We start from the raw sequence: 18,950 nt of genomic DNA, 5'->3' as shown, positions 1-18,950 counted from the left end.
GAATGACAACATGGCCGGTGTTCGCGATCCTTTGTGAAAAAGCGCGGCGTAGCCTAGCAGCCGCGACGGCAAATAAGAATAGTCACAGGTTATAAAAAAACGCTGTTAATATCTGTTTCACTGCGTGTTCAATGGCTGTAGGTTGAGGTTTTCGGACCTGTAGCCCTAAGCGATGTGGCGTTTCCATGTTCGCCTGTTGCCGGGACAAGTCAAAAACTATCGAGAGGGCACTCGAAAAACCGTAACGAGCAGGCTTAGAGGCAAGGCGCACGGAGCGCAGGAACCGCAGTGTATGGGGTATATTCCTACCGGGCTGGCGCACCAGCACCGCGCAACGCAGCCTATGAGTCGCGCAGCAGGTTTTTCGAGGTGCCCGAGAGTGTGGATGAGGCTGATAAATGAGTCAGGATAACTGCCCGCCAGTACTGCTGGCCGCCCGCGGACGCTTGCTGCAAGGCGCCTGCGCAGAGCTGCTGGCCGTGCCGGCCGAAGTTGCAGAGCTTGCACCGCAGATGATTGAAGCGCAGTACCCGCTGGGCCCCGAGGCGTCGGATGGGCTGCTGATGGTACTGAATGAAGGCAGCGTGCCGGCGCAGCGGCAACAGGCCGTAGAGCTGCGTGAGTTGCTATCCCGGGCGCGGGATGAAGCCGATTATGCCTGGTTGTCACGGGCGGCTCAGCTGGCGACCTGGCACGAGCAGCACCGGTTTTGCGGCCGCTGTGGTGCCGCGCTCAAGCACCACGGCCAGGACCTGGCCAAGACCTGCGAGCCCTGCGGTCTGAGTCAGTATCCGCGCATTTCACCCTGCATTATTGTGCTGGTGCTGCGCGGCGACGAGTGCCTGCTGGCCCATGCGCCGCACTACAGCGCGGGCCGTTACAGCACCCTGGCCGGCTTTATCGAGGCGGGGGAAACCGCCGAGGCGGCCGTGGCGCGGGAAATCCGGGAAGAGGTGGGGATCGAGGTCGCAAACGTGCGCTACTTCAAGAGCCAGTCATGGCCCTTTCCCCATGCCCTGATGCTGGGGTTCTTCGCCGATTACCGGGCGGGCGAACTGGTGCCGGACGGGGTCGAGATTCTGGATGCGCGCTGGTTCACGCGGGCCAACCTGCCGGACCTGCCGCCGTCGTTTTCCATCTCGCGCCAGCTGATTGAAAGCTACCGCCGCGGCGAGACAGGCGCAGGGCCAGGAGAGGCTTAGCGCTGGCGCTGGCGCGAAAAGAGTTTGCCCAGGCGCGTGGCCAGCATGATGTTGCCCTCGGCGCGCAGCTGGCCTTTCAGAAAGGCGCTCATGCCGTCCTGCTCGCCGGTTACGACACGGATAAAGGCATCACTGCCAACATGCAGCGTGATATCCGGGTCGTCGTGCCGCTGGCGTACCACCTGGCATTGCTGGTCCCGGATAGCGATATAAAAACCGGTTTCGTCATCGATAATGAACTGGTAAATGCAGCTCAGGTCCTTTGCCTGCTCGGGGCAAAAGCGTGAGGGGAGCTTCTCAATTACCTGGTCGACGCTGATCTGTTCGTTCATGAATTCCACTCTGTCTCTGGCAGTAACCGTCTGGTCGTGACGACAGCGTTTTATGGTACATTACCCGCCTTACATTGATCTAAGAATTTCTGGAGAAGCAAGTGCTCTCGTTCCTGTCTGATTACGGGCTGTTTCTGGCCAAAACGATGACCCTGGTGGTTGCTGTACTGGTGTTTGTGCTTGGGCTTGCCTTGATTGCCGGACGTAATCGCAAAGGCGGGGCGGCCGGGGAAATCAGTGTCACCAGTCTCAACGATCAGCTCGAGGATATGCAAAGCGTCCTGGAGCAGTCGGTGATGGACAAGGACAGCTACAAGCAGCAGATGAAGGAGGAGGCCAAGCGCGAAAAGGCCGAAGCCAAGGCGCGCAAAAAGGCGCTGAAAAAAGGCGAAACGGTGGAGTCTTCCGGTCGGCGTCTGTTTGTGCTCGATTTTGACGGCGATATCAAGGCCAGCGACGTTGAGCCGCTACGCGAGGAAATCACCGCGATCCTGACCGTGGCGTCCCCCGAGGACGAGGTGGTGCTGCGCCTGGAGAGCGCCGGCGGCCTGGTGCACGAGTACGGCCTAGCCGCCTCGCAGCTGGAGCGCATTCGCGCCCAGAAGATCCCGCTGACCGTCTGTGTCGACCGTGTGGCGGCCAGTGGTGGCTACATGATGGCCTGTCTGGCCGACAAGCTGATGGCGGCGCCCTTTGCCGTGGTGGGCTCCATCGGCGTGGTGGCGCAGATGCCCAACTTCCACAAGTTGCTGAAAAAGCATGATATCGACATGGAGATCCTCACCGCCGGCGAATTCAAGCGCACCCTGACGATGTTTGGTGAAAATACCGACAAGGGGCGGGACAAGTTCGTTGAAGAGCTGGAAGACACCCATGAGCTGTTCAAGGAATTCGTCAGCGGCAACCGTCCCCAGCTCGATATTCGCAAGGTGGCCACCGGGGAAATCTGGTTTGGCAAGCGGGCGCTGGAACACCAGCTGATCGATGAAATCTGCACCAGTGACGACTACCTGATGCAGGCGGCAAGGGACGCCGATATATTTTGTGTGCGCTACGAGGAAAAGAAGAGTCTACAGGAGCGTATCAGCGACTTTGCCGTGCATACCGGCGACAGCCTGATGCTGCGCTGGTGGGACCGGCTGTACAAGAGTCGTCTGCTGTCCCGCTGAGACGGCGTATGCTGGATCCAGCATACGCCCGGTGCGATGGGGCATGCTTAACAGGGAGGGAGGCGGATGTCAGATTCCGGCTTAGTGGACAAGACAGCGGACAAGACAAAGGACAAGATTCTGCAGGCGGCGGCGTCACTGTTTGCCGAACAGGGCTTTAATGACACCACCATGCGGCAGATTACGGCCCGTGCCGAGGTTAACCTCGCCGCCGTCAATTATCATTTCGGATCCAAGGAACGGCTGATTCTGGCACTGGCCGATCGCTGTATCGAACCGCTGGTCTCGCAGCTCGAGCGGCTGCTGGCGGAGCGCCTGGCGCTGGCGCCGCAGCGTTTGCTGCTGGATGAGCTGATGGAAATGCTGATGCGTACCCTGCTGGGGGCACAAAGGAATAGCGCTGACGGGCTTAGCGTATTCATGCGCTTGCTGGATCTGGCTTACGTGGGGCGCCAGCAGGTGCTCAGGGAACATCTCGTGGCGGCATTTGGTTCCCGCCTGCAGCCCTTTATGCAGTACCTGCGCGCGGATGCGGCTCCCATGGACGATGACGAATTCTTCTGGCGGCTGCACTTTCTGCTGGGCTCGGTCATTTTTTCCCTGGTCAACTTCCAGACGCTGGTAGCGATCGAACAGCAGGCTCTGGATCTGGATGCCGAAGTCGAGCATATCCTGCACCGTCTGGTGCCGGTGCTGTGCGGCGGGTTCCAGGCGCGGGCCGAAAACACCCGGTTTTGCTGGCTATGAGTAAGCTTTTGCTGCGTATCTCGATCAGCCGGCAACGGCTGGACCTGCTTGACGGCGCCTCTGTGCTGCAAAGCTACCCGGTGTCCACGGCGCGCAACGGTGCGGGAGAGCGTGAAGGCAGCGGCTGTACACCCCGGGGGCGGCACGTTGTCCGCGCCAAGATCGGTGCCGGTCTGCCGCTGAACGCGGTGTTCCGGGGGCGGCGTTTTACCGGTGAAATTTATTCGCCACAGCTGGCCCAGTCCAATCCCGGGCGGGACTGGATACTGACACGCATCCTCTGGCTCTGCGGCTGCGAGCCTGGTGTCAACCGGCTGGGGGCGCTCGACAGCATGCGCCGCTTCATCTATATCCACGGCACCCCGGATACCGAACCCATGGGGGTGCCGCTGTCCCACGGCTGTATCCGCATGCGCAACGTCGATGTGCTGGAGCTGTTCGAGCGTGTGCCGGTCGGCGTGGCGGTGAGCATCGAGGAGTGAGGCCTGTTGAAGGCCTTGCCTGTGCAGCGGACATGAATCAGTTGGCGGTTTTTCAAGGTGTGCCCAGGGGGCGACCAGGCAGAGAGGGTAATGCATGACGGCAGCGGTACTGATGCTGGATCTGGCGGGCACCGAAATCGGTGTCGATGAGGCGGCCCTGCTGGCGGAGGATGCGGTCGGCGGGCTCATACTGTTCAGCCGCAACTTCGAAAACCCGGCGCAGTTGCGCCGGCTTGTCGGGGCGGTGCGTGCGCTTGCACCGGATATTCTGATCGCGGTCGATCACGAAGGGGGGCGGGTGCAGCGTTTTCGTGAGGGTTTCACGGTATTGCCCGCCATGGGTGTGCTGGCGCAGCGCTATGCCCAGGCGCCGCAGGCGGCACTGAGCGAGGCGGCAGAACTCGGCTGGCTGATGGCAGCCGAGTTGCTGGATGTCGGAATCGACATCAGCTTCGCGCCGGTGCTTGACCTGGATTATGGCCGTAGCCGGGTGATCGGTGATCGCGCCTTTGGTGGCGATGCCGACACCGTATCGGCTCTGGCGGCCGCCTTTGTGCGCGGCATGGGCGAGGCCGGCATGGCGGCAACGGGCAAGCATTTTCCGGGGCATGGCTGGGCCGAGGCGGATTCGCACCTGGAGATTCCCGTCGATGAACGGGATCTGGCCTGCATAGAGCAGCAGGACATGCAGCCCTTTGTGCGCCTGATCAACGCAGGGCTCGCGGCGGTGATGCCGGCCCATGTGATTTACAGTGCGGTGGACCCGTCTCCCGCCGGCTTTTCGCCTTACTGGCTGCAGCAGGTCCTGCGTGGCCAGCTTGGCTTCGAGGGCGTCATTTTCAGTGACGATCTGAGCATGGAAGGGGCGGGCTTTGCCGGCGGCTATGCGGCCCGGGCCGAGCGGGCACTGGCGGCAGGTTGCGATATGCTGCTGGTGTGCAACCACCCCGAAGGGGCGCGGGAGGTGCTCGATTACCTGAAACAGCAGCCCGCAGCGCCGCGTCGAAACGCCGCGGCGCTGCGGGCAGCGGGGCCGGTGCTGGATACGCAGCGCCAGGCTCGGGCCCGGGCGCTGGCGGCGCAGCTGCGCAGTCTTTAACCGGCGCTGAGTCAACAACGGATCCAGAGGAGGATGCAGTACATGTGGCAGGAGTTTGGTGAGCAGCTGGCGAACTACTGGCCTTTTGGCCAGGATACCCGCTGGGTGTTGCGGGTCTTTCTGATCGTTTTCATGACCATGCTGGTGAATTACCTGTCCAACCGGTTGTTCCGGCGCCTGCATGCGCGGTTCGAGCAGACTACCAATGTCTGGGATGACCTGCTGCTGTCGGCCGCACGGCGCCCGATCGCGGCGCTGATCTGGATCTTCGGTGCCGCCTGGGCGCTCGAGGTCATCGATCGCCAGACCGGCACCGTGCTGATGGATGTGGTCGAGCCGATGCGGCGCATGGGGGTGATCGTGCTGATCACCTGGTTCCTGATTCGTCTGATTCGCCGCGCAGAGGTGGCACTGGTATCGCCAGACAAGGTCAAGACGCCGATGGATCAGACCACCGTCGGCGCCATCGGCAAGCTGCTGCGCCTGTCGATCATCATCACCACCGGGCTGGTGGTGCTGCAGAATTTTGGCTACAGCGTGTCGGGGGTCATGGCCTTCGGTGGTATCGGTGGCATCGCGGTGGGTTTCGCCGCCAAGGATTTGCTGGCCAACTTCTTTGGTGGCCTGATGATCTACCTCGATCGGCCATTCAAGGTGGGGGACTGGATCCGTTCCCCGGACAAGGATATCGAGGGAACGGTAGAGGATATTGGCTGGCGTCAGACCCGCATCCGTACCTTCGACAAGCGCCCGCTCTACGTGCCCAACGGAACCTTTGCCAGCATTTCGGTGGAGAACCCCTCGCGCATGACCAACAGGCGTATCTACGAAACCATTGGTGTGCGCTACGACGATGTGGGCCGGGTCAAGGCCATCGTGGCGGACGTCCACGCCATGCTGCGCCAGCATGATGAAATTGACCAGGAGCAGACGCTGATCGTTAACCTGAACAGCTTCGGGCCCTCGTCGGTTGACTTCTTCATCTACACCTTTACCCGTACCACCAACTGGGTGCGCTTTCACGAGATCAAGCAGGATGTGCTGCTGCGCACCATCGATATCATCGAGGCGCAGGGGGCGCAAGTGGCATTCCCGACCCAGACGTTGCACCTGGCCTCGCTGCCGGATGCAGGCATGGCGCCGGATTCGGTGGCGCTGCCAATGGCGAGCGAGTCTGTCAGGACTTGACGCAGGGGCTTCAGCCCGCCTTGTACGGAAAAAGTCCCGCCACCTTTCACGAGGGGCGGGACTTTGTGTTTGGGGCGTTGAAAATCAATTCGCTGGTGCGGATCCGTGTTTGCGGCACGCTGGCACCTCGCCGGGAGATATTGCACTATCATGGGGGCGGACCGCGGTTGCTATGTGACCGGTAATATGTAACCCAGAGGGTGCCCGTCAGATGGATATGTTTTTTCGAGCAGGAAGCGCACGGGTCTGGCTGCTCTCTGTGCTGGTACTGGGCACGGCCTATGCCCTGGTTGGACGCCTCGCGCTGTTGCTGGCGATCCCGCCGGGCTATGCGACGGCGATCTTTCCCTCCGCCGGTATTGCCGTGGCGGCCATGCTGATCTGGGGCAATCGTCTCTGGCCCGGTGTTTTTCTGGGCTCGGTGCTGCTCAACTGCTGGGTCAGCCTGGAGCAGGGACCCTTGTCCACTGTCGTCATGCAGGTTTCCCTGGGAGCTGCCAGCGGTGCGACCTTGCAGGCTCTGGCAGGGGCCTGGCTGGTGCGCCGGGTGCTGGGCTATCCAATCACCCAGTCCCGCGAGAAGGAAATTTTCCGGTTTATGCTGCTGGCAGGCCCCGTGGCCTGCCTGGTGAATGCGAGCTTCGGTGCCACCAGTCTCTATGCCAGCGGTGTGATTGGCGTGGCCGAGTACGGCTATAGCTGGTTTACCTGGTGGGTGGGTGATGTTATTGGCGTGCTGATCGCAGCGCCCCTGATGCATATCGCCTTTGCGCAACCGCGCTCGCTTTGGTGGGGGCGGCGCCACTCGGTGGCGGTGCCGCTATTGCTGTCGCTGGTGGCGGTGATCAGCCTGTTCGTGTGGGTCAGTCGCTGGGAACTGGAGCGTACCGAGCTTGAATTTCGCAAGGCTGCCAGCGAGGCGGCGGAGAATCTGCGTGCCAGTGTGGGCAGGCATCTGGATTCTGTGGCGTCAATCGAACGCTTTTTTGTCAGCTCATCCCGGGTCACGCGTTCTGAATTTGCAACCTTTGTCGACAGGATGCTGCGTGAAAAGCCGGGTATTCAGGGGTTGGGGTGGAATCCGCGTGTATCCGATGTACAGCGGCAGGATTTCGAATCGCTGATTCGTGCAGAGGGTTTCCCCGGGTTTGAGATCACGGAGCGCGGCGAGGAAGGCGCAATGGTGCGTGCCGCCAGGCGGCCAGACTATGTGGTGGTGACTTACCTGGAGCCTTTGGGTGATAACAGCAAGGCGCTGGGGTTTGATGTGGCGTCCAGCGCCGATCGGCGCGAGGCGCTGAATCGCGCGCGTGATACGGGCCTTGCTGTGGCAACGGCGCCTGTTACGCTGGTGCAGGAAAGCAGCTCCCAGGCAGGAGTTCTGCTGTTTCATCCGGTGTATCAGGGGATTGCCCAGACTGTGGAGCAGCGTCGACGAAGCCTCGCAGGTTATGCAGTGGGTGTCTTTCGTGTCGGAGATATTATGGATGCGGTGGTGAGAACGAGCCTGTCGGACGGTATCGGGCTGTCGATCAGCGATGCCTCGGCTGTACCAGGAAAGTCCTGGCTCTACGGGGCGAATGAGTCGGAGCAGTATGCTGAGGCCCCCTATCGATGGTCTGCGGATCTTGAGGTGGGTGGGCGCCGCTGGGTGCTGCAGTTCTGGCCGTCACCGGGGTACTTGTCGGGGCATCGGGGCTGGCAGGCCTGGGGTGTGCTCACCGCAGGTCTGTTGTTTACCAGTGTGCTGGGTGCGTTTCTGCTGGCCATGACCGGTCGGGCATTTGAGGTGGGGGTGCTGGTGCATCGCCGCACGGCGGAACTCAGCGGCATTCTTAACACGGCGATAGAAACCATCATGACGCTGGATGACCAGGGGCGGGTAGAATCGGTCAATCCGGCCGGTGAGGCGCTTTTTGGTCGCCCGGCCGAGGCCCTGCTCGGGCAGCTTATCAGTGAGGTGGTGCCGGAGTTCTTCGTCAGTCTGGTTGCCGGTGGCGGCGGGCTGCGCACGCTGTCGGATGCGGGGAGCCGCTGTGATACCTGGGCGCGGCGACTGGATGGCGGGCGGGTGCCGATCGAGCTGGCATTGAGTCCGTTGCCGGTGGGTGAGCGAATGCGCTACACCCTGATCATTCATGACCTGACCGAGCGTCACAAGGTTAATCGCATGAAGGACGAGTTTATCTCCACGGTGAATCATGAGCTCAGGACGCCGCTCACTTCGATCAAGGGCGCGCTGGGGCTGGTGGTGGGCGGCGTGCTGGATGCGCATCCGGACAAGAAGGCCAGTGCCCTTGCCTTGTCCTACGATAATTGCCAGCGGCTCGAAGTGCTGATCAACGATCTGCTGGATATCGGCAAGATTCAGTATGCCGAGGCGCAGCTGCAGCTGCAGCCGCTGCTGCTCGACGCGCTTGTCGATAAGGCGCTGGCGATGAATCAGGGCTATGCGGACAAGTTCGAGGTGCGTTTGCGCGCTGTGGCTGCGCCAGAGGGTGCGGCGGTGCTGGGGGATGAAAACCGGCTGTTGCAGGTGCTGTCGAACCTGCTTTCCAATGCCTGCAAGTACTCGCCCACCCAGGGTGAAGTGGTGGTCTCGGTTGAGCCACGGCAGGGGCAGTGGCGCATCAGCGTGGCGGATTCGGGGCCGGGTATTCCGGTGGAATTCCAGGCACAGGTGTTTGAGCGTTTCACCCAGGCTGACTCATCGGATACGCGGCGTCTTGGTGGTACGGGGCTTGGGCTGGCCATTACGCGGGCGCTGGTTGAACGCCACGGTGGCCGGATCAGCTTTGACAGCCTGCCGGGGGAGGGCGCCGTGTTTCATGTCGACCTGCCCGGCGCACGCCCGCAGGACGGCGATGCTGTTGTCAAGGCCGCAGGGACTGTCGTGCCCGAGGCGCCGTAACGCCGGGGTCTGGCGTGTTGCCGGACTAGCGCTGAATCAGAACCAGTACGCCGAACAGCGGGTTGTCCAGATAGTGGATCTCGTTGGCCTTGAGGCTCCGGGGGCTGTCGAGGGTGGCGGTGAGCAATTTGCCGCCGTCCTGGCGGCGGGTGTAATACAGGTTGGGGTGCAGCTGCAGGGCCTGGTCCTGTTCGATATTGAGATACCCGTCCAGTTCGTAGGCGCCGTTGGGCATCAGCTGGCCGCCGCGCAGGCGCACCGCTCGGCTGTTGTTCGGGTTGCCCACCGGCTGGTACCAGGCACCATGAAACAGCGTGCGAAACCCCTGCAAGCGTGCCAGGCGGTTCTTTTCAGCGGTCAGTACCAGGTTGTTGGCGGGCAGGCGCTGGTAGCTGCCGCTGCCGCCGTTGCCCAGTTCCGCAGCGCCGGCCAGGCGGGGGATCTCCAGGTTGCGCCAGGCCTGTTCGTGCAGCGAGCCCGGATCCGGGTTGGCAAAGATCAGCACTTCCACCTTGTAGACGGGATTTTCAGCCTGGGCGCAGAGGCTGAGCAGGGTCAGCAGCGCAAGGCTCAGGAGGTTCAGCAGTGGGTGTCGGGTGCGATCGAGGGTCATGCAGAAAGCTCGCTAAGCAGGTGTTCGACGGTCTGGGCGCGCAGTTCGGGTGTTGTCATTTCAACTATGAAGCGCAGCTGGCTTGCGCCTTCTAGCTTGAAGCGCCGTGGCTGGCTCTGAACCAGGCTGACGAGTTTATACGGATCTATGGTCGTATCGGCATTGAATTCGATACGCCCGCCCTTGTCGCCAGCGTCCACCTTGGCAATGCCCAGTGCGCTGGCGCGCAGTTTGAGTGCGGTGATGCGGAACAGGCTCTTGACGGGCTCTGGCAGCAGGCCGAAGCGGTCAATCATTTCCACCTGCAGTTCATGCAGCTGGGCGTCGTTGCTGGCATTGGAGATGCGCTTGTACAGGATCAGCCGGTTGTGCACGTCTGGCAGATAGTCGTCGGGAATCAGGGCCTGCAGGCGCAGGTTGATCTCGGGGCCGTGCTGCAGCGGCGCATCGGGGTTGGGGGTCTTGCCATCGCGCAGGGACTGGATCGCCTGCTCCAGCATTTCCATATAGAGCGTAAAGCCGACACTCTGCATCTGGCCGCTCTGGTCTTCGCCCAGCAGCTCGCCTGCGCCACGGATTTCCAGGTCGTGGGTGGCCAGGGTGAAGCCGGCGCCCAGGTCGCTGGCCTGGGCGATGGCTTCCAGGCGCTTGCCGGCATCGGTGGTCATGTTGGCGACCGGCGGCGTTAGCAGGTAGGCGTAGGCCTGGTGGTGGGAGCGTCCGACGCGGCCACGCAGCTGATGCAGTTGTGCCAGGCCGAACTTGTCGGCCCGGTCGATGATAATGGTGTTGGCGTTGGGGATGTCGATGCCGGTTTCAATGATGGTGGTGCACACCAGTACATTGTTGCGCTTGTGGTAGAAGTCGGTCATGACTTTCTCCAGCTCGCGCTCGCGCAGCTGGCCATGGCCGATGCCGATGCGGGCCTCCGGCACCAGGGCGCGGATCTCGTCGGCGGTTTTCTCGATGGTTTTGACTTCGTTGTGCAGGTAGTAGACCTGGCCGCCGCGCAGCAGCTCGCGCAGGATGGCCTCCTTGATCATGGGTTTGTCGCTTTCACGTACAAAGGTCTTTACCGACAGTCGTCGCGCCGGCGCCGTGGCGATGATCGACAGGTCACGCATGCCGGACATCGCCATGTTCAGGGTGCGTGGTATCGGCGTGGCGGTGAGGGTCAGAATATCCACCTGGGCGCGCAGGGACTTGAGGCGCTCCTTTTGCTGTACGCCAAAGCGGTGCTCCTCGTCGATAATGACCAGGCCGAGATCCTTGAACTGGATATCACCCTGCAGCAGCTTGTGGGTGCCGACAATGATGTCGATTTCGCCCGAGGCGAGCCTGGCCTGTGCCTGGCTTTGCTGGCTGGCGCTGCGAAAACGTGAAATCAGCTCGACATTGACCGGCCAGTCGGCAAAACGGTCTCGGAAGTTGTCGTAGTGCTGCTGTGCCAGCAGGGTGGTGGGGACCAGAATAACCACCTGCTTGCTGTTCTGTACCGCCAGAAAGGCGGCCCGCATGGCGACTTCGGTCTTGCCAAAGCCCACGTCGCCGCACACCAGGCGATCCATCGGCTGGGTGGCGGTCATGTCCTTGACGACGGCCTCGATGGCCAGAGCCTGGTCCGGGGTTTCCTCGAACGGGAAGCTGGCGCTGAACTGGCGGTATTCCGCATCCGGCGTGCCGAAACTGAAGCCTTCACGGGCGCCACGGCGGGCGTAGATATCCAGCAGTTCGGCGGCGGTATCGCGCACCTTTTCCGCCGCCTTGCGCTTGGCGCGGCTCCACTGCTCGGTGCCCAGGCGGTGCAGCGGTGCCATCTCGTCGCTGCTGCCGCCGTAGCGGCTGATCAGGTGCAGCGCACTGACGGGCACGTAGAGTTTGGCATTGTCGGCGTATTCCAGCGTCAGAAACTCGTTCTGCTGGCCATCCAGTTCAATGCACTGCAGCCCCAGGTAACGGCCCACCCCGTGATCCAGATGTACTACCGGAGCGCCCGTGCGCAGTTCCGACAGGTTCTTGATGACCTGGTCGGCCTGCTCCTTGTCGCGGCTGCGCCGCCGGCGCTGGAAAACCTGTTGCCCAAACAGCTGGGTTTCGGTGATCAGCTGGCACTGGCCCGGCAGGCTGAGACCCAGCTCCAGCGGGTAAACGCAGATGCCGTGACGCGGTTGCTGCTCGGCAAAAGCCTGCCAGTTATCCACGCTGCGTGTCTTGATGTTGGCCGCGGCGAAGAGTTCGAGCAGGGATTCCCGTCGCCCGGCGGACTCGGCACAGAATAAAATCGGTTCGGGGTGGCTCTGCAGGAAGTCGCTCAGCGCGGCCATGGGGTGATTGGACTGGGCATTCACCGGCAGGGCAGGCGGTTCGTCGAAGGCGCTGTCCTGGGCGCCTGCGTTCTTGCCTGCGCTGTCGCTGTGCATCACCAGGCGGGGGAAGCGCTTGAGGGCGGCGAAGAGCTCATCGACCCGGGTGAAAACCTCTTCGGGAGCCAGCAGCGGGCGCTCTACATCGTGGCGGCGTTCTTCGTAGCGCGACTGGGCTTCGTGCCAGAAATGATCGGCGGCGCCTTCCAGGCCCGGGTCGCAGATCACCAGGGTGTTGTCCGGCAGGTAGTCGAACAGGGTCATGCTGCTGTCGAAAAACAGCGGCAGGTAGTACTCGATACCGGGCGGCGTCACGCCGTTGCTGACGTCCTGGTAGGTTGGGCAGCGGCCGGGATCCACATCAAAGCGTTCGCGCCAGCGCTGGCGAAATGCCGTAATGGCGCTGGAGTCGAAGGGGAACTCCTGGGCCGGCAGCAGGCGAACCTGCTCGACCTGTTCGATGGAGCGCTGGGTTTCGGGGTCGAATACCCGCAGGGTATCGATTTCATCATCGAACAGGTCGATGCGGTACGGCAGGCGGCTGCCCATGGGGTAGATATCAAGGATGGCGCCGCGCTGGGCGAACTCGCCATGCTCGTAAACGGTTTCGACGGCGCGGTAGCCGGCATCGCTGAGCATCTGGCGTGTTTCGCTGGGGTCCAGCCGCTGTCCGGTATCCAGCAGCAGGCTGTTGCCGCCGATAAACTTGCGCGGTGCAATGCGCTGCATCAGGGTGGCTGCCGTGACGATCAGGATGCCGCGACTCAGCTGCGGCAGCCGGTACAGGCTGAGAATGCGCTCGGAGATGATGTCCTGATGCGGTGAAAAATTGTCGTAGGGCAAGGTTTCCCAGTCGGGAAAGGACAGCAGTTCAACATCGGGATCAAAAAAGGCGATTTCGCCGGCCAGGCGCGCTGCGGCATCGCTGCTGCTGGCAACGACCAGCGTCACGTCCTGGTGGCGACGGGCTGCGGCGGCAGCCAGGTAGCCCTGAGCGCTGCCTTTTAACTGGCCGATACGCTTGATGTCGCCTGCTCCTGCGGGCATCGGGTGGTCCAGTTTGATCACGGCGGCTGACTCCTTGAGGCTCCGGCTGCAAAAGCGGCCTATGTTAACGCCTGCGCGCAGAAAAGGGCAGGTTTGCAATGGATCGGCCAGCTTCCAATGTTGCAGTGCGAAAGTAGCAGGCCGGCAAGTTTGCCCCGCTTGAAGGAAAAAGGGATAATGCGGCCGCAGCCAATTTCAGCCCTGACGTTATTTGGAGTTACCTGTGAGCCAAGAACTAGTATTCGCAGACTGGAAAGCGCGAGAAGCGCTGGCAGAGGCCATGGTGCCGTTAATCGGCCGTCTCTACCGCGATCGGAATGTTGAAACCTCGGTATTCGGGCGTCTTGTACACAAGCGTTCGGTGACTGACATCCTCAAGGCGCACCGTTTTGCGCGCCAGATGATGCAGGATCAGGAAGAACTCAGCGTTCACGATACCTATCCGGTACTGGAAGCGGTCGACAAGCTGGGCGTTGCCAATGCCCACGTAGACGTCGGCAAGCTCGTGATCAAGTTCCGGCATGAAGGCAACGGCGACATCGAAGCCTTCCTGAAGAAAGAACTCGACAGCGTCATCGGCGCCCCCGAGCGCGAACCCACCGACGTGGTGCTGTACGGCTTTGGTCGTATTGGCCGCCTGCTGGCGCGCCTGCTGATCGAGCGGACCGGTGGTGGCCAGTCACTGCGCCTGCGTGCCATCGTCGTGCGTCGCGGCAATGCCGAAAATGACCTGGAAAAACGCGCCAGTCTGCTGCGTCGTGATTCCGTTCATGGTTCCTTCAAGGGCACCATCCAGGTGGACGAAGAAAACCAGGCCCTGATTGCCAACGGCAACATGATCAAGGTGATCTTTGCCGATGCGCCTGACACTATCGATTACACCGACTACGGCATCAGCAATGCACTGCTGATCGACAATACCGGCAAATGGCGCGATGCGGATGGCCTGAGCCTGCACCTGCGTGCTACCGGTGTGTCCCGTGTGCTGCTGACGGCGCCGGGCAAGGGTATCAAGAACATCGTCATGGGCGTGAACCACGGCGATATCGTTGATGAGGACCGCATCCTTTCGGCCGCCTCCTGCACCACCAACGCCATCGTGCCAGTGCTGAAGAAGATCGACGAGCAGTTCGGCGTGCTCAACGGTCACGTTGAAACCGTGCATTCCTACACCAATGACCAGAACCTGATCGACAATTACCACAAGGGTGATCGTCGCGGACGGGCCGCGGGTCTGAATATGGTGATTTCCGAGACCGGTGCTGCCAAGGCAGTTTCCAAGGCGCTGCCGCAGCTCGAAGGCAAGCTCACCGGCAACGCCATTCGCGTGCCGACGCCCAATGTCTCCATGGCCATCCTGAACCTGAACCTGGAAAAGGAAACCAGCAAGGAAGAGTTGAACGCCTACCTGCGTGACGCTGCGCTGTTCTCCGAGCTGCAAAAGCAGATCGACTTCAGCACTTCGCCGGAAGCAGTGTCGACGGACTTCGTTGGTTCCCGTGCCGCTGGTGTGGTGGATGGTCTGGCCACCATCGTCGATGGCAAGCGTTGCGTTCTCTATGTCTGGTACGACAACGAGTTCGGTTACAGCTGCCAGGTGTTCCGCATGATGCAGGCGATGGCGCACTGCACCCTGCCGGCATTCCCGCCCAAGTCCATTTGATCAATTATCACGGGATGTCGGCCCTGTGCTGATGTCCTGGCTGGATTGCAGGCCTGACCGGCGGCGCCTTTGGCGCCGCCGGTTGCGTTTTGGGATGCTGGCATTGGTGCAGTCAATCAGGCCCCGCATCGCTCAGTGCAAAGAGAGGGGTGTGCCGTGTGGTCACGGGTGGGCGCTTTGTGGCCTGGTTGCGCCAGCGCCGTTTGGTGTGTGTCTGATGTGGCGCAATTTTGCATTGCGTCTTTGCGACCAAGGTCGGGTTGTGCCTGGTTGTGATTTCTGGTGCGGGGTCCTGTAGCGGTGCTTTGTTCTTCCCGTGGTGCTTTTTTATGCGTTCTACGTTGCAGTGTTGAAAATTATCGAACTTAAATGAAGCAAAGAGAGGGGTGTGCCGTGTGGTCACGGGTGGGCGCTTTGTGGCCTGGTTGCGCCAGCGCCGTTTGGTGTGTGTCTGATGTGGCGCAATTTTGCATTGCGTCTTTGCGACCAAGGTCGGGTTGTGCCTGGTTGTGATTTCTGGTGCGGGGTCCTGTAGCGGTGCTTTGTTCTTCCCGTGGTGCTTTTTTATGCGTTCTACGTTGCAGTGTTGAAAATTATCGAACTTAAATGAAGCAAAGGGCCTGATTGCAAAGGTAGTTTGTAGAAAAGACAGGCTGCGCTCAGTTATACTGTTGCGGATTTTTTGGCGGGGCAAATCTTTCCTTGGGACAAAAACTAAACAGCATCCTGATTGCTGCGCTAGTAGCGTTTGCCGGATGACTGATGCTCAAGGGCGGAGTCCTGAAATACAGTTAACGTGATTGGGTGAGGCGTATGATCAAGATCAATAAGGGTCTGGATCTACCGATTGCGGGGGCACCGGAGCAGCTAATCAGCGCAGCTCCGACGGTGCGCTCCGTCGCCGTGATAGGTCCGGATTATGTGGGCATGAAGCCCACGATGGCCGTCAAGGTGGGGGACCGGGTAAAACTCGGTCAAGTGATCTTTTCCGACAAGAAAACAGAAGGCGTCGACTTCACGGCTCCTGGCGCGGGTGTCGTCAAGGAAATCAACCGTGGCGAACGCCGGGTACTGCAGTCCGTTGTTATCGAACTGGATGACAACGAAGACGCTATCGAATTTGCCAAGTACAGTGCGGACCAGCTGGCGGGCCTTGACCGCGCCAAGGTTGAAGAGAACCTGGTTAAGTCCGGGCTCTGGACTGCGTTTCGCACCCGTCCGTTTAGCAAGGTGCCTGCGCCTGGCAGCGAGCCGCATTCGATCTTCGTAACCGCGATCGATACCAACCCGCTGGCGGCCGATCCTCAGGTCGTGATTGCCGAGCAGGCCGATGCCTTTGCCAACGGCCTGAAACTGCTGACCGTACTGAGCAAGACCAAGGTTTACCTGTGCAAGGCTGCCGGTGCCAAGGTCAATACGGTTGAAGGCGTGCAGCTGGCCGAGTTTTCCGGTGTGCATCCGGCGGGCAACGCCAGTACTCATATCCATTTCCTCGATCCGGTATCCCGTACCAAGACCGTCTGGTCCGTGGGTTACCAGGACGTTATCGCCATGGGCAAGCTGTTCACCGAAGGTCGCCTGTCGACCGAGCGTGTGATCGCCCTGGGCGGCCCGCAGGTCGACAAGCCGACACTGTTGCGCACCCGCCTGGGCGCCAACCTGGCAGAACTGTGCGCCAATCGCCTGAAGCCAGGCAACAACCGCGTGATCAGCGGTTCCGTCTGGAATGGCCGCAATGCCACAGGCCCCATGGCCTACCTCGGTCGTTACGCCACCCAGGTGAGCGTGCTGGAAGAAGGCAGCAAGCGTGAGTTCATGGGCTGGATCGCCGCCGGTACCGAGAAATTCTCGGTGCTGAACATGTTCGCGTCCGTGCTGTCCGCAGGCAAGAAATTTGCTTTCACCACCAGCACCAACGGTTCCGAGCGCGCCATGGTACCGGTCGGGCAGTTCGAAACACTGATGCCGCTGGATATCCTGCCGACACAGCTGCTGCGTGCCCTGATTACCGGCGACATCGTGACCGCGATGCAGCTGGGCTGTCTGGAGCTGGACGAGGAAGACCTCGCACTCTTTACCTTCGCCTGCACGGGCAAGTACGAGTACGGCCCCATCCTGCGCGACAACCTGCTGCGTATCGAGAAGGAGGCCTGATCCAATGAGCCTGAGAAACGTTCTTGACAAAATGGAGCCGCATTTCCATAAAGGCGGCAAATACGAAAACTGGTACGCGCTTTACGAAGCCGTGGATACCATTTTCTACACCCCGGGACAGGTGACGAAGAGCGCCGCCCACGTGCGTGATGGCGTTGACCTCAAGCGCATGATGATCCTGGTGTGGCTCTGTACTTTCCCGGCCGTGTTTTTCGGTCTGTATAACGTCGGCTTCCAGGCCAACACCGCCATGGCGAACCTCGGCCTGACCGAAGCGACCAGCTGGCAGGGTGGCATTGCCGGCGCCCTGACGTCGTTCAACCCGGACAGTCTGTGGGACAACATCATTCACGGTGCCGCCTACTGGCTTCCCGTCTACGCGGTGACCTTCGTTGTCGGCGGTTTCTGGGAAGTGCTGTTCGCGATGAAGCGTGGCCATGAAGTCAACGAAGGCTTCTTTGTTACCTCCATCCTGTTCGCGCTGATTCTGCCGCCGTCCATCCCCCTGTGGCAGGTTGCGCTGGGCATCAGCTTCGGTGTGGTGATCGGCAAGGAAGTGTTCGGTGGTACCGGCAAGAACTTCCTGAACCCGGCCCTGACCGGTCGTGCCTTCCTGTTCTTCGCCTATCCTGCGCAGATGTCAGGTGATGCGATCTGGACGGCGGTTGATGGCTTCTCCGGCGCCACGCCGCTGGGTCTGGCCGCGATGGGCGGTGTGGATGCCATTCTGGCGCAGAACATTACCTGGTTTGATGCCTTCGTCGGCAATATCCAGGGTTCTGTAGGTGAAGTGTCCACGCTCTGTATCGCCATTGGCGGTCTGGTGCTGCTGTACACCCGCGTCGCGGCCTGGCGTATCGTTGCCGGCGTCCTGGCCGGTACTGTGGTGACCACGGTGCTGCTGAACCTGATCGGCTCGGATACCAATCCGATGTTCAGCCTGCCCTTCTACTGGCACATGGTACTCGGCGGTTATGCCTTCGGTCTGTTCTTTATGGCCACGGACCCGGTATCGGCATCCATGACCAATACCGGCAAGTGGTACTTCGGTGCCCTGATTGGCCTGATGGTAGTGCTGATTCGCGTCGTCAATCCGGCCTTCCCGGAAGGCATGATGCTGGCAATCCTGTTCGGTAACCTCTTTGCACCGCTGATCGACAGCTTTGTGGTGCAGGCGAACATCAAGCGGAGGATGAAGCGCCATGGCGGCTAAAGATTCCATCAGTAAAACGATTACCGTGACGGTATTGCTGTGTGTGGTCTGCTCGGTGGTGGTATCCGCCGCAGCGGTACTGCTCAAGCCACAGCAGGTCTCCAACAAGGAACTGGACCGCAAGTCCAATATCCTGTCGGCAGCGGGCATCAGCGAACCCGGCAAGTCCGTGGATGAGCTGTTCGCACAGATCACCACCAAGGTCGTCGACCTGGAAACCGGCACCTTTACCGATGCGGTGGATCCGGCGACCTACGATGCCATGAAGGCGGCGAAGGACCCGGCCCGTTCGGTCAAGCTGGACCGCCAGGACGATATCGCCTCCATCAAGCGTCAGGCCCGCTATATGCCGGTCTACCTGGTAGAAGACGGTGATCAGATCGAGCGCATTATTCTGCCGGTGCACGGCTATGGCCTCTGGTCGACCCTGTACGGATTCCTGGCGCTGGAAGGCGACCTGAATACCGTGGTGGGCCTGGGCTTCTATTCCCATGCCGAAACACCGGGTCTGGGTGGCGAAGTGGACAACCCGGCCTGGAAAGCGCTCTGGCCTGGCAAGAAGGTTTACGAAGAGGGGACGATGGAGCCCGTATTGCAGCTGATCAAGGGCAATGTGAATCCGTCTTCACCGGATGCGGTGCATCAGATTGATGGCCTGTCCGGCGCGACTCTGACCAGCAATGGCGTGAGCAATCTGGTTAAATTCTGGCTCGGCGAGAATGGCTACGCGCCGTTTCTGGCCAACCTGCGTGCAGGAGGGGTGTAAA

General features: G+C 61.0%; 14 protein-coding genes. 11 read left to right on the top strand and 3 right to left on the bottom strand.

Annotated features, from left to right (window positions below; genetic code table 11):
* Positions 1 to 398: 398 nt before the first annotated feature.
* The gene (gene nudC / locus KDW95_RS08505; RefSeq protein ID WP_255855850.1) at positions 399 to 1,202 is read left to right on the top strand and encodes an NAD(+) diphosphatase; all 804 of its coding nucleotides are present in this window, start codon (positions 399 to 401) and stop codon (positions 1,200 to 1,202) included.
* Here nudC and KDW95_RS08500 read toward each other — a convergent pair.
* Positions 1,199 to 1,534, bottom strand: a complete 336-nt coding sequence (locus KDW95_RS08500; RefSeq protein WP_255855849.1) for an SCP2 sterol-binding domain-containing protein — start codon at positions 1,532 to 1,534, stop codon at positions 1,199 to 1,201. The two genes, nudC and KDW95_RS08500, sit on opposite strands and share 4 nt — an antisense overlap.
* Before the next feature lie 101 nt (positions 1,535 to 1,635).
* Between KDW95_RS08500 and sohB the strand changes: the two genes are divergently transcribed.
* The 6 genes from sohB (at position 1,636) to KDW95_RS08470 (ending at position 9,130) form a co-directional block, all read left to right on the top strand.
* Positions 1,636 to 2,703, top strand: a complete 1,068-nt coding sequence (gene sohB, locus KDW95_RS08495) for a protease SohB (protein ID WP_255855848.1) — start codon at positions 1,636 to 1,638, stop codon at positions 2,701 to 2,703.
* Positions 2,704 to 2,769: 66 nt separating this feature from the next.
* Positions 2,770 to 3,450, top strand: coding sequence for a TetR/AcrR family transcriptional regulator (locus tag KDW95_RS08490; RefSeq protein ID WP_255855847.1), 681 nt, complete (start codon positions 2,770 to 2,772; stop codon positions 3,448 to 3,450).
* Positions 3,447 to 3,932 carry a L,D-transpeptidase gene (locus KDW95_RS08485; RefSeq protein WP_255855846.1) on the top strand — a complete coding sequence of 162 codons (486 nt, stop codon included), beginning with the start codon at positions 3,447 to 3,449 and terminating at the stop codon, positions 3,930 to 3,932. The genes KDW95_RS08490 and KDW95_RS08485 overlap by 4 nt, the downstream gene beginning before the upstream one ends.
* Before the next feature lie 94 nt (positions 3,933 to 4,026).
* Positions 4,027 to 5,031 carry a beta-N-acetylhexosaminidase gene (gene nagZ / locus KDW95_RS08480; protein WP_255855845.1) on the top strand — a complete coding sequence of 335 codons (1,005 nt, stop codon included), beginning with the start codon at positions 4,027 to 4,029 and terminating at the stop codon, positions 5,029 to 5,031.
* Positions 5,032 to 5,073: 42 nt separating this feature from the next.
* A complete protein-coding gene (locus KDW95_RS08475) occupies positions 5,074 to 6,219 on the top strand; it encodes a mechanosensitive ion channel family protein (RefSeq protein WP_255856485.1) in 1,146 nt (381 codons plus the stop codon).
* 211 nt (positions 6,220 to 6,430) lie between these two features.
* Positions 6,431 to 9,130 carry a CHASE domain-containing protein gene (locus KDW95_RS08470; protein WP_255855844.1) on the top strand — a complete coding sequence of 900 codons (2,700 nt, stop codon included), beginning with the start codon at positions 6,431 to 6,433 and terminating at the stop codon, positions 9,128 to 9,130.
* Between the two features lie 25 nt (positions 9,131 to 9,155).
* Here the strand turns inward: KDW95_RS08470 and KDW95_RS08465 are convergent, their stop codons facing one another.
* Together KDW95_RS08465 and mfd are read right to left on the bottom strand one after the other, a co-directional pair.
* Complete coding sequence (locus tag KDW95_RS08465) at positions 9,156 to 9,743, bottom strand: CsiV family protein (protein WP_255855843.1); 588 nt, start codon at positions 9,741 to 9,743, stop codon at positions 9,156 to 9,158.
* Positions 9,740 to 13,174: a transcription-repair coupling factor gene (gene mfd, locus KDW95_RS08460; RefSeq protein ID WP_255855842.1), complete on the bottom strand. Its 3,435-nt coding sequence runs from the start codon at positions 13,172 to 13,174 to the stop codon at positions 9,740 to 9,742. Before mfd ends, KDW95_RS08465 begins: the two co-directional genes overlap by 4 nt.
* 202 nt (positions 13,175 to 13,376) lie before the next feature.
* Between mfd and KDW95_RS08455 the strand changes: the two genes are divergently transcribed.
* From KDW95_RS08455 to KDW95_RS08440, 4 genes are all read left to right on the top strand, one after another.
* Positions 13,377 to 14,816 (top strand): glyceraldehyde-3-phosphate dehydrogenase, encoded by a 1,440-nt coding sequence (locus KDW95_RS08455; RefSeq protein WP_255855841.1) that lies wholly within the window; start codon positions 13,377 to 13,379, stop codon positions 14,814 to 14,816.
* Positions 14,817 to 15,629: 813 nt separating this feature from the next.
* Positions 15,630 to 16,970 (top strand): Na(+)-translocating NADH-quinone reductase subunit A, encoded by a 1,341-nt coding sequence (locus KDW95_RS08450; RefSeq protein ID WP_255855840.1) that lies wholly within the window; start codon positions 15,630 to 15,632, stop codon positions 16,968 to 16,970.
* A gap of 4 nt (positions 16,971 to 16,974) precedes the next feature.
* A complete protein-coding gene (locus tag KDW95_RS08445; RefSeq protein WP_255855839.1) occupies positions 16,975 to 18,183 on the top strand; it encodes an NADH:ubiquinone reductase (Na(+)-transporting) subunit B in 1,209 nt (402 codons plus the stop codon).
* Positions 18,173 to 18,949: a Na(+)-translocating NADH-quinone reductase subunit C gene (locus KDW95_RS08440; protein WP_255855838.1), complete on the top strand. Its 777-nt coding sequence runs from the start codon at positions 18,173 to 18,175 to the stop codon at positions 18,947 to 18,949. Before KDW95_RS08445 ends, KDW95_RS08440 begins: the two co-directional genes overlap by 11 nt.
* Position 18,950 lies beyond the last annotated feature (1 nt).

Origin of the sequence: Marinobacterium rhizophilum, assembly GCF_024397915.1 — a bacterium.
Lineage (GTDB): Bacteria > Pseudomonadota > Gammaproteobacteria > Pseudomonadales > Balneatricaceae > Marinobacterium_A > Marinobacterium_A rhizophilum_A.
The sequence above is the reverse complement of the archived record's forward strand: the minus strand, read 5'-3'. Positions and strand labels throughout refer to the sequence as shown.